Origin of the sequence: Rheinheimera sp. 4Y26 (genome assembly GCF_025245835.1) — a bacterium.
GTDB lineage: Bacteria > Pseudomonadota > Gammaproteobacteria > Enterobacterales > Alteromonadaceae > Pararheinheimera.
The window spans coordinates 1-10890 of record NZ_JAOBWS010000011.1 but is presented as its reverse complement, the minus strand read 5'-3'; the positions used below and the strand labels follow the sequence as shown (position 1 = coordinate 10890).

Annotated in this window: 10 protein-coding genes; 8 read left to right on the top strand and 2 right to left on the bottom strand. The window is 47.3% G+C overall.

The window, feature by feature from the left end:
• Window positions 1-55: 55 nt before the first annotated feature.
• On the top strand, window positions 56-673 hold the full coding sequence (locus N3Z11_RS13810; protein WP_260657782.1) for a hypothetical protein: 618 nt from the start codon (window positions 56-58) through the stop codon (window positions 671-673).
• A 75-nt stretch (window positions 674-748) separates the two neighbouring features.
• On the opposite strand, the gene N3Z11_RS13805 is transcribed toward N3Z11_RS13810, so the two are convergent.
• Complete coding sequence (locus N3Z11_RS13805; RefSeq protein ID WP_260657781.1) at window positions 749-1129, bottom strand: lecithin retinol acyltransferase family protein; 381 nt, start codon at window positions 1127-1129, stop codon at window positions 749-751.
• 180 nt (window positions 1130-1309) lie between these two features.
• On the opposite strand from N3Z11_RS13805, the gene N3Z11_RS13800 reads away from it, so the two are divergent.
• A complete protein-coding gene (locus tag N3Z11_RS13800) occupies window positions 1310-2527 on the top strand; it encodes a pyridoxal phosphate-dependent aminotransferase (RefSeq protein ID WP_260657780.1) in 1218 nt (405 codons plus the stop codon).
• A gap of 11 nt (window positions 2528-2538) precedes the next feature.
• Window positions 2539-3141, top strand: a complete 603-nt coding sequence (gene yfbR, locus N3Z11_RS13795) for a 5'-deoxynucleotidase (protein WP_260657779.1) — start codon at window positions 2539-2541, stop codon at window positions 3139-3141.
• 138 nt (window positions 3142-3279) lie between these two features.
• On the opposite strand, the gene N3Z11_RS13790 is transcribed toward yfbR, so the two are convergent.
• Window positions 3280-4242 (bottom strand): cation diffusion facilitator family transporter, encoded by a 963-nt coding sequence (locus N3Z11_RS13790; RefSeq protein ID WP_260657778.1) that lies wholly within the window; start codon window positions 4240-4242, stop codon window positions 3280-3282.
• Window positions 4243-4430: 188 nt separating this feature from the next.
• On the opposite strand from N3Z11_RS13790, the gene N3Z11_RS13785 reads away from it, so the two are divergent.
• From N3Z11_RS13785 to N3Z11_RS13765, 5 genes are all read left to right on the top strand, one after another.
• A complete protein-coding gene (locus N3Z11_RS13785; protein WP_260657777.1) occupies window positions 4431-5531 on the top strand; it encodes a hypothetical protein in 1101 nt (366 codons plus the stop codon).
• A 37-nt stretch (window positions 5532-5568) separates the two neighbouring features.
• The gene (locus N3Z11_RS13780) at window positions 5569-6180 is read left to right on the top strand and encodes a transglycosylase SLT domain-containing protein (protein ID WP_260657776.1); all 612 of its coding nucleotides are present in this window, start codon (window positions 5569-5571) and stop codon (window positions 6178-6180) included.
• A gap of 165 nt (window positions 6181-6345) precedes the next feature.
• Window positions 6346-7878, top strand: coding sequence for a sensor histidine kinase (locus N3Z11_RS13775; protein ID WP_260657775.1), 1533 nt, complete (start codon window positions 6346-6348; stop codon window positions 7876-7878).
• Window positions 7859-9028, top strand: coding sequence for a hypothetical protein (locus tag N3Z11_RS13770; RefSeq protein WP_260657774.1), 1170 nt, complete (start codon window positions 7859-7861; stop codon window positions 9026-9028). Before N3Z11_RS13775 ends, N3Z11_RS13770 begins: the two co-directional genes overlap by 20 nt.
• 21 nt (window positions 9029-9049) lie before the next feature.
• Window positions 9050-9475 (top strand): hypothetical protein, encoded by a 426-nt coding sequence (locus tag N3Z11_RS13765; RefSeq protein ID WP_260657773.1) that lies wholly within the window; start codon window positions 9050-9052, stop codon window positions 9473-9475.
• Window positions 9476-10890 lie beyond the last annotated feature (1415 nt).

Sequence of the window (10890 nt, the reverse complement as noted above, 5' to 3'; positions counted from 1 at the left end):
TAATGGCCTGTTTTATGCTAAATTCAATGGAAACAACCCTCAAGGACTAAAAAACATGAAAAAAGTATTAGCATTAACCCTGATTGCTTCATTGAGCTGTATTTCAACCATCACCCATGCCAAACAATTAACCGCAGAGTTTCCAGCCAATGAACTGACCCGACTTGAAATTCAAAATGGTGTTGGCGAAGTGAAGATTGAACAAAGTGATGTAGCCAATATCAGCATCGAAGTTGACGTAAAAGCAGCGAAAAAGTGGTTTTTCAGCAGCGCAAAAGTTGATGATGCAACGCTGCAATCCGGTATCAGCAACGGTCGTTTAACTCTGTCCGTCCCCATGGATGACACTGAACAAAAATGGCTGGTCAAAATCCCTAAAGGCATGGCGCTGGATCTGCAGCTGGGTGTCGGCGAAATTGACGTACGGGGTGATGTATCCGACATTGATGCTGACATTGGTGTAGGTTCATTCAAAGCTGATGTTGAACTTGCCCGCTACGGCGCGGTTGCCATGAGTGCCGGAGTCGGTGAAGTCAACCTGAAAACCAAAGGTGATGTTGATAAAAGCCGCCATCTGGTGGGTGGTGAATTGCAATATCAGGGCAATGGTCAGGCAAAATTGTCGGTTGACGTGGGTGTGGGTGACGCTATGGTGCGCGACCTGGCAAACTAAAACGGCTAAATAGCCGGGAGCTGACAAGCCAAATCGAAGCTTCTGATACAAATTACCGGTGTTTGCACCGGTTTTTTATTTGGTTAAATCCACCTGCAACCACTGGATTTGACGGCGCCAGTAATGACTGAGCTCTGTTTTTAAATCAAAAAAACTGGTGATGGGTAGAGAACGGCCACTGACACAAGCCTGGGTAAATCTGTGGCAATTGTTACTGAGTAAATCATAACGCTGGTAAGTGTAAATTTGCCGCACTGCACGTTCTGCACAATCGGCGCTGGCCTGAACCCTTCCTGCTTCGTCACAGGCTACCAGCAAATGGTTACCTGTCCTGTTATCAAAAAAACGATTTATCGACACTGAGCGCACCAAACCTGTGCCCTGTAACTCAACAATCTGGCCTTCACCAATATAAATACCACTATGTTCAAACAGATGAAAAATCTCACAGATCACAACAGCTCCGGGTGGAACTTCCGATAATTTCAGCATGATTGATTTTTTTTGATGAATTTGACTCAGTATGATTGCAAAAGCTTTGTGGCTGTGTAAAAAGGTGTAAGGAAATTTTAATCGTCAAGATGTCCGGATGGGTATCTGAATTCAATGAAATGCGGAGGCTGTAAGGTAAGCGGTATGAAACCAATTGAGCGCTCGAAAAAATTAGATGGTGTGTGTTATGACATTCGTGGCCCGGTGGCGCGCGAAGCAAAAAAGATGGAAGAAGAAGGCCATCGCATTTTAAAACTCAATATTGGTAATCCCGCCCCCTTTGGTTTTGAAGCGCCGGACGAAATTCTTAAACACGTTATTCATAATCTGCCAACAGCCCAGGGTTATACCGACTCACAAGGCATTTATCCGGCCAGAGTCGCTGTGGCGCAGTATTACCAAAGCCGCGGCATTTTAGGCGCTGATGCAGATGATGTGTACATCGGTAACGGCGTGTCTGAGCTGATTTTAATGTCGTTACAGGCACTTTTGGATAACGGCGACGAAGTGCTTATTCCATCACCGGACTACCCACTCTGGACCGCTGCTGTGAACCTGGCCGGTGGTAAAGCTGTGCATTACCGCTGTGATGAAGAAGCTGACTGGTATCCGGACACTGCAGATATTCGCAGTAAAATTAACAGTCGCACCAAAGCCTTAGTGCTGATTAACCCAAATAACCCGACAGGCGCAGTGTACGACAAAACCATGTTGCTGGATTTACTGGCCATCGCCCGTGAGCACAACCTGGTGGTACTGAGCGACGAAATTTACGACAAAATTTTGTATGACGGCGCCGAACATATTGCTACAGCGTCTCTGGCCGATGATTTAGTGCTGCTGACTTTTGGTGGTTTATCGAAAAACTACCGTATTGCCGGATTCCGCGTGGGCTGGTTATTTATCTCCGGCGCCAAACAGGCTGCCCGGCATTATATCGAAGGCCTGAATATTCTGGCGTCGATGCGGCTTTGTGCCAATGTGCCTTGCCAGCATGCAGTACAAACAGCACTGGGCGGTTACCAGAGCATTAACGAGCTGATTATCCCGGGTGGCCGTTTGTATGACCAAATGGATCTCGCTCATAAACTTATCAACGATATCGACGGTTTAAGTTGTGTACGGCCCAAAGGCGCCATGTATTTATTCCCGAAAATTGACCGGAAAAAATTCCCAATCAAAGACGACGAACTTTTTGTGCTGGATTTTTTGCGTCAGCATAAAGTGCTGCTGGTACATGGTCGCGCCTTTAACTGGCCTGAGCCGGATCATTTCCGCGTGGTGTTTTTGCCGCATAAAGAACAGCTGGAAATGGCACTTGGTAAACTTGCGCAGTTTTTACCTGGTTACCGCCAGCAATAACGGATAAAGGTATGAGCCAACAGAGTCACTTTTTTGCGCATCTGTTCAGGATGAAACTAATTAACCGCTGGCCGTTAATGCGCAACGTCAATATCGAAAACGTGGCGGAGCACAGCCATCAGGTGGCGATGGTGGCGCATATGCTGGCTGTGATTGGTCAGCAACTTTTTAAAGGCACCATCAACCCTGAGCGGGTTGCCGCGCTGGCGTTATTTCATGACGCCAGCGAAGTGATCACCGGGGATTTACCCACGCCGGTGAAATACTTTAATCCACAAATTGCGGTGGAATATAAAAAGATTGAAGCTATTGCCGAGCAAAAACTGCTGTCGATGTTACCGCCTGAACTACAAGCTGTTTATCAGCCATTGTTGTTATCGGCCGAGTATAACGAAGCGGAAAAACGTCTGGTCAAAGCGGCCGATCATCTTTGTGCATATTTAAAGGCGATTGAAGAAATTTCTGCGGGTAATCATGAATTTACCATCGCCAAAAGGCGGCTTGAGAAAATGCTGCAAAGTTATCCCGAGCCCGAAGTGCAATATTTTCTGCATACTTTTGCTGCAAGTTTTTCACTGACGCTGGATGAAATCAGTCTGGACGAGCCGCTGTAAATTCAAACGGTGGTGTCAGAAACCGAGTTTTTGTCAATTTACAACCACCTCCTCTGGAGGTGGTTTTTTACCTGACAGTTGCTACATCTGCCTGATTCAACCAAAAAACACCTTTAAGGCCCAAACTTTCATCAAAATTTAATGCCGATGCTGCTGCCCGGCGTGTGAGCAATTCCCGTGGTCATGGTCATGGTCATGCAAAGAGGCTGTGGCGTTTTTATTGTCACGACAAGCTTCATCGGCGGTTTCAAATTCAACAGTGGTATGCGCAAGCTGATAAGGCAACAGCAACTGCCGGACTTCAGTTTTGTAATAAGGCAGCTCGCGACCATCAGCCTGGGCTTTGAGGACCAGATGTACAGTCAGCACATGCTGCTCGCCATCAAGCGACCACAGATGTAAATGGTGACAATCAGCAACAAAAGGCAAAGCTGTGAGTTTTTCTGCAAGTTCACCAGCAAGCGCCGGGTTTGGGCTCACCTGCAAAAACAATTGCAGGGTTTTGCGTAAATTACGCCAGACGTTCAGCAAAATAAAACAGGTAAAACCAATACTGAGCACAGGGTCAATCCAGGCCCAACTGGTCAGATACAACACAATACTACCAACAAGCACTGCAACCCAGCCCAGTACATCTTCAAGCAAATGCCAGCTCAGCACCTGCTCGTTTTGGGTTTTACCAAAACGTAATTTATAAACGGCAGCCCCATTGACCAGCACACCGAGCACAGCCAACACAATCATGCCCTCGGCCATGGGTTGCTCTGGTTGCCATAACCTGGGAATTGCCTCGGATAAGATCCACAATGACCCTAGCACCAGAATAACACTGTTGACCAACGCACTTAACAAAGACCAGCGCCGGTAACCGTAGCTGTACCTTAGATTCGCTTCCCTTTTCGCCACCCTGCTGGCGACCCATGCGAAGCCAATGGCCAGGCAGTCTCCTAAGTCATGCATCGCATCAGCCATAATGGCCACACTATTGGTCAAAAACCCACCAATAAACTCTATCAGTGTAAAACTGAAATTTAACCAGAAGGCTGTTGCGATATTGTTGCTTTCACTACTGTGATAATGGTGGTGATGATCATGGGGCATTGTAGGCGCCTGACTGTAAAAACCTGATTTAACTTAACCAGTTCGGTGCTATGTCGCAAGTAATAAGCACAGTTGCTTCCCCTGCTGCTGCACAAAACAGCAATCAGCACGGTGCTAACGCTGAAAGAGTTGCAGCGCCACTGCGCTCACTATAGGCTGACGGATAAATTGTCCTTAGGGAGTTTGCTGTGCGTTTGTTGTTGCTAAGCTTGTTGTTGTCTGGTGCTGCCCTTGCTTCCCCTAAATTTTTTCCTGAACAACCTGTTTTAAACAAAGGGGTGTGGCCTGACCACAGTCAGGATTTATGTTTTGTCGCCGACGAAACCCTGAAATATCTGAATAAAGGCGAAAATTACGATCCCTCCGCTATTCACGGCGGTAAACTTGCTGGCATCAGTACCGAACTGCAGCGGGTCAAAGACACCCTGGCATATTTATGTACTGTCAGTAAAGAAGACCAGGCAGCCGGCCGGCCGTCAAGGCTAAGCGATCCTGTTTTTATTCAGAATAAATTTGAATTTGTGCGCTGGTATCCGGACAAAGAAACCGCCGCAAAAATTGCCAAAGACAAGCCGCTGCTGCAAAAGCTACCTGGTGATCAAATTTTGCAGACCAAATATTATGTACGCATCGCCGATGGCAAAAATGCGAAGTCACCCAGCCATCCACAAGCCTTATATGGTCTGCCCTATGACGAAGCAAAACTAAGCCTTGAAGATGCTGACAAACTCGGCAACAAAATCACCCGATTTCAGCTTGGCAAGCAAGACATCATCAAAGGAGCGCTGGAACAAAAGCCGTTGAAGGCACCGGCTCTGATGTGGCTAAGCCGTGAGGATTTAGAAGGTGCATTACTGCAGGGCACTGCGGTGTTCCCCGCCGCTAACAACAGCTATCGTTATTTTAATGTGCACCGCAGCAACGGTATTCCCTACAACAGGTTATTAACGCCGGAGCAGCAACAGCGTTATTGGTACTTTAAAGAAGTAAAAAGTGTATTGGGCTACGGTAAAGACGCCGACTATAAAATTCCGATCGCGCCAAAGGTGACTGTGGCTGGTGATATTGTCAATCTGGGACTGGGTAAGCTAATCTTGCTAGCCACCCCTGAGCGCGGCACAGTACATTATCGTTTGACTGTGCTGGCAGACACGGGCGGTGCCTTTGCCAACAACCAGTTTCAACTGGATTGGTTAAGTGGTTATTACCGGAACTGGGCAGACTATCATCAGGATAATAAACACCGCGGCGATTACAGCCAGGTCTGGATACTGCTGAAAAAACAATAAAACATCCATAAAACCAACAACAGGATTTGAATTCAGCATGAGATTTTTCTGGCTGCTGCTGGCGTTTTTCGGTGCAAACTGTCATGCCAGCATCGACTATGCAGCATGGTCTGCAACTAATAAAGATGGCAGCTGGACCAGAACTGCCGAGTCAGCAGTAGCAAATTCGGTCCTGGTTGAACTGGTGCCGCAGGATGTGCAGTATTTCTGCCCGGCTTATCCCCGCCTTGCCAAAACTGAGCGCCGTAAATTCTGGGTTGGTTTACTGTCGGCGATGGCAAAACCTGAAAGCAACTTTAAACCACAGCGGTATTACCGGGAGAAGTTCCGGGACGCTAAAGGCCAGGCTGTGATATCGCGGGGTTTGCTGCAAATTTCCATCGAAAGCGCAAATCAGGAACGTTATGGTTGTGCCATCAAAGAGGCATCCAAGCTACATGATCCGGCCGTAAACCTCAGTTGCGGTGTCAAAATCATGTCAAAATGGGTGGCGACAGACGGCATTATTGCCAAACACCAGAAACCCCGTAGCCACAAAGGTGCCAGCCGGTACTGGTCAACCTTAAGACCTCAGCACGGTCATTTGCGCGCAATTGCAGACTTTACCCGCAGCCTGACATTTTGTCGTTCAGACAGCGGCCGGGTGTGACAATCATTGAATAAATCGCAAAGTTAATGTAGCTAATTCACTGTTTAATTTGTAAATTAATAATCTGCAGCTAGCATTAGTTGCATTAGGGAACCATGTTACATTCTGTTGTTTTTGCAACTCGCCCGGCGACACAGTTGCACTTTTACAAGGTAGCAAGAGCGTATGGATAACCGCGGTCGCACGATCAGACTAAAGCTGACCGGCAAGTTAATGGTGGTAATGGCGGCTATTCTGATTTTTTGCCAGTTACTACTGTCCGCCACACATTTATATCAAAGCAATCTGCAACTGAATAAACAACACAAAGCAAGACTGGATGCGACCATCAAAACACTGGCGCAAAGTATTGCCATTGATGTCTGGAACTTTAATCCGGGTTCACTGGAAGTATTACTTGGCCCTCACCTGACAGATCCCGGCATCCGCAAAATTGAAATCACCGATGCTGCAGACAACCGGCTTGAACTGCCAAATCAGACTTTATCCGGCAGTAGCCAGGACGATGCCGTGATAGAAAAAGCCATCGAGCTCACTCTGGGTGGTCAACAAACCAGCGTTGGCCAAATCAGAATTTACAGCAGCACGGACTACATTGCTGATGAATTGAAACAGATCATGCTGCGCCAGACCGGTGAAATGGTGTTATTAATCCTGATCCTGGCCGCGGGTTTATCACTGGCTTTATCAAAACTGGTGTTACAACCACTTCGCAAACTCAATGCTGCTTTAACTGCAGCAGTGAACAGCAAAGATGGCATAGTGCAAAATCCTCTGCTTGGCCTGGAAGATGAATTTGAAGAAGTGGCTGTCAGTATCTCGGGTTTATCGGGACGTTTATCCGGCGATATCAAAACCATTTCTGAAGCCAAGGCCGATTTACAGCAGGAAAAGGAGCGCACCGAACAGGCGCTGAACAATCTGAAGCAAACCCAGGATGCATTATTACAGTCCGAAAAACAGGCGTCTTTGGGCTCACTGGTGGCCGGCGTAGCCCATGAAGTGAATACACCGCTTGGTGTAGTGATTACCAGCATTACTTGTATTAATGACATGATTCAGCAACTTCTTCAGGATACCGAAGCCGGCACCCTGACCAAACCTCAGCTGGTGAGTCAGCTGGATAAACTGAATGAAGCGACACATCTGATTATCAGCAACACCAGCCGGGCCTCACAACTTATCAATAACTTTAAACTGTTGTCACAGGAACAACATGGTGAAGCACAACGTTGGTTTAATCTTTCCAATTATATTCAGGATGTTGTAACCAGTATGCAGGAGCAGCTGAACGAACATCAGATCAAGCTTCAGCTACAACTGGAACCAGACATTATTATTTCAAGTATGCCAGGGCTTTATGCTCAGCTGGTTAGTTCATTATTATCAAACGTCATGGAACACGCCTTTCCCAAAGGCCAGGGCGGTAACTGTTTATTGCGTCTTGCGCTGAGGCAAAATGAAGTTTGCCTCAGCTGTAGTGATCAGGGCATAGGTATAGCACCTGAGCTGCAAAAACGGGTATTTGACCCCTTTTATACCACCAAACTTGGGGTCGGCAGCAGTGGCTTAGGCATGGCAATAGCGTACCGGATCGTTAAATTTAACCTGCAAGGCGATATTCAGGTGCACAGTGTTGAACAACAAGGAACAACTTTTGATATCAGGATCCCCTATCATGCTGCGCAATTTGACTAGTGTTTTGTTATTCCTGGCCTGTGGTGTTGCAGCGCAAACCGATATTCATGGTTTTGGCTCAGTACGGGCCGGCAAAATGCTCCCTAAGGGCGAGAATCCGAAACTGGTTGATATGTATGCCAGTGACGGGCTGATCTGGCGTGACGAAACCTTGTTTGCACTGCAAACCACTACTGATTTACAGGATTCGCTTCGTGTGACCCTGCAAATGATGGCAAAAGGCAGCGACGACTTCAGTGCCAAAATGAGTCTGGCGTTTTTGAGTTATCAATTAAACCCAGACATGCAAATCAACTTTGGTCGTATTGCCAATCCATTGTTTGCCCAGTCAGATTTTCAGTATGTCCGTTATGCCCATGACTATGCGCGGTTACCTAAAGCGGTTTACTGGAATTTTGATTTTGAGACTATTGAAGGTTTGTCGTTTGAACACAAAGCCACGGTCAAAGATTTTGCCGTGAAATACCGGCTTATCACCGGTGATTTCAGCGGAAAAACCTTTAAAAGTGTGCGCCCAGAAGGGGTGCCCATCAAAATGCACAATATTATCAACGGTTATCTTGAGTTATCCCGAGATTACTGGACTGTGTTTGGCGGGGCAATGCAGGCTGACGGCGATGGTACGGCTATTGATGAGCAACTTATTTTTCCTGTGGTGTTACCTGCGTTGGCGAATGTAAACGCCAGCCCTGCAGAAAAACAACAGTTACTGGATACCCTGAGCATGTCAAAACGCGCCAGATACTATTATTTTGGCGGACGTTTACAGTTTGGCGACTGGAAAATTGAAGGTGAGAAAACCAATTACGGTATTCTGAACAGTGCAGACCCGCGTAATACCGCGCATTATCTGGCGGTTTCCCGAAGGTTCGATCCTTTTATCCTCACTTACCACCATGAATGGAGTATGCAGGATATCAATGATTTAGGGTTTTTACGTGATATCAGCCATCCGGCATTAAGGCAAATAGGTACTCAGGTATATCAGCGCCTGGCCACACCCAACCGTTTTTCAATGGATGTATTAACGCTGCGTTATGATTTGCAGCCAGGGGTTAGTTTTAAAATTGACTATATGCAGGGGCGGGATCGTCAACCCAAGGTGGATGAGTTCCGTGGTTTTTCCTTTGGCCTAGATTTTGTGTTTTAGGGTGCACAGATGAGATTGTTTATGCTCTTCATCGCCCTGCTGCTGAGTTGCTCTGTTTATGCAACAGAACTGATGCTGATAGCACATCCGAATAATACCAACAAACTCGAACAACATAGCCTTATTCAGTTATACCTGAACAAAACCAGTACCTTTGCAGATGGCTCAGCCGCTGTTATTTTTCATAGTGCCAGAGATTCAGAGCAGCATCAGCAATTCTGTCTGAGCCTGCTTAATCTGAGCGCTGCACAATATCAATCTTATTGGTCAAGACTGATTTTTACCGGAGCAGCAGCACGGCCACATTTTGTACAAAACGATGCGGAGATGCTAAAAACCGTCAGCAATAATAAATCTGCTATCGGTTATATTTCAGCTTCAACTGAGCCGGTTAATGTGCGCGTCATTGGTTATTTGCATAATGGCAAATGGCAGGCAATGCCTTAACAAGACAGTCATTCATCTGTTGGTTTTACGCAAAACATCCCCAAAGCTGTGCCCGGCTTTAGGTATTTTTTGCGCCAAATTGCGATTCGCTTTTCAGTTGAACGCCTGTTTTCTAACAAAAAAGTGCTAACGTCTCTTCTTGGGCTCTGCCCATAAAAACATTATCTTTCCTGTTTGGATTTTTATAACCTCTTAAGCCTATCTATCTTATTCATTAATAAAATTTTTTGGTCTGGATTTCCTTGTTTGTTGAACGTGACTTTTATGCCTCTGGTAAGGGATTTAAGTCGGCTATTTACCAAACTGGGAGCTTTGATGGCATTCGCAAAGCCCGGGGCGTTCAGCCGGAAGGCAGTCAACTGGTGGCGGTATCAGGGAGCCTTGATGCCCTTCGCAGAGCTCGGGGCGTTCAGCCGGAAGAACGCAACATTGGTTGCGCTCTTAAATCCCGTCCCCTTCGCAGAGCTCAGGGCGTTCAGACCGGACAACACCAAACTGTTGGTGTTCTCTATTTCGGTCTTCACTGTACTACTTTGCTCACCCCGCCCATGGGGTTCGCCGCTTCGCGGCCCGCTGAAGCGGTCCAAAAACGTTCCAGACGTTTTTGTCGCATGGGTATGCCAAGTTCGACCAATATTCCGCCAGAATGCCATAAAGCACTAAATCCGCAGGAGCGGATTTGGACGGCGTAGCCGGTCCGAAGGACATTTTACAGGACGTAAAATGCAAAAGGCCCAGTCGTTAGACTGGGCCCTTTGGCTGTATTGGGAGCCTTGATATCCCTCGCAGAGCTCGGGATTGTTCCGTCGGAAGAACGCAACATTGGTTGCGTTCTTAAATCCCGACGTCACTGTACTACTCTACGCGGAGTAAACCGCCGGATTCAGAATACAAAAAACCCCGCTCACTGAGCGGGGTTCTTTTGTATTGGGAGCCTTGATGCCCTTCGCAGAGCTCAGGGCGTTCAGCCGGCAGAACGCAACATTGGTTGCGTTCTTAATTCCCGGCTTCACTGTACTACTCGCATGGGAATGCCCTGCTCGGGCAATAGACCGCTAGGCCACATAAAGCACTAAATCCGCAGGAGCGGATTTGGACGGCGTAGCCGGTCCGAAGGACATTTTACAGGACGTAAAATGCAAAAGGCCCAGTCGTTAGACTGGGCCCTTTGGCTTTATTGGGAGCCTTCATATCCCTCGCAGAGATCGGGATTGCTCCGCTGGCGAAACGCAAAACTGTTTGCGTTTCGAAACCCCAGCGTCACTGTACTACTCTGCGCGGAGTAAACCGCCGGATTCAGAATACAAAAAACCCCGCTCACTGAGCGGGGTTCTTTTGTATTGGGAGCCTGGCGGTGTACTACTCTCGCATGGCATCTGCCACACTACCATCGTCGCAGCTGCGTTTCACTTCTG

Bases quoted from the DNA above. Each gene is read 5' to 3' on its own strand.
- N3Z11_RS13810 (WP_260657782.1), top strand. From the start codon at position 56: ATGAAAAAAGTATTAGCATTAACCCTGATTGCTTCATTGAGCTGTATT.
- N3Z11_RS13800 (WP_260657780.1), top strand. From the start codon at position 1,310: ATGAAACCAATTGAGCGCTCGAAAAAATTAGATGGTGTGTGTTATGAC.
- yfbR (WP_260657779.1), top strand. From the start codon at position 2,539: ATGAGCCAACAGAGTCACTTTTTTGCGCATCTGTTCAGGATGAAACTA.
- N3Z11_RS13790 (WP_260657778.1), bottom strand. From the start codon at position 4,242: ATGCCCCATGATCATCACCACCATTATCACAGTAGTGAAAGCAACAAT.
- N3Z11_RS13780 (WP_260657776.1), top strand. From the start codon at position 5,569: ATGAGATTTTTCTGGCTGCTGCTGGCGTTTTTCGGTGCAAACTGTCAT.
- N3Z11_RS13775 (WP_260657775.1), top strand. From the start codon at position 6,346: ATGGATAACCGCGGTCGCACGATCAGACTAAAGCTGACCGGCAAGTTA.
- N3Z11_RS13770 (WP_260657774.1), top strand. From the start codon at position 7,859: ATGCTGCGCAATTTGACTAGTGTTTTGTTATTCCTGGCCTGTGGTGTT.
- N3Z11_RS13765 (WP_260657773.1), top strand. From the start codon at position 9,050: ATGCTCTTCATCGCCCTGCTGCTGAGTTGCTCTGTTTATGCAACAGAA.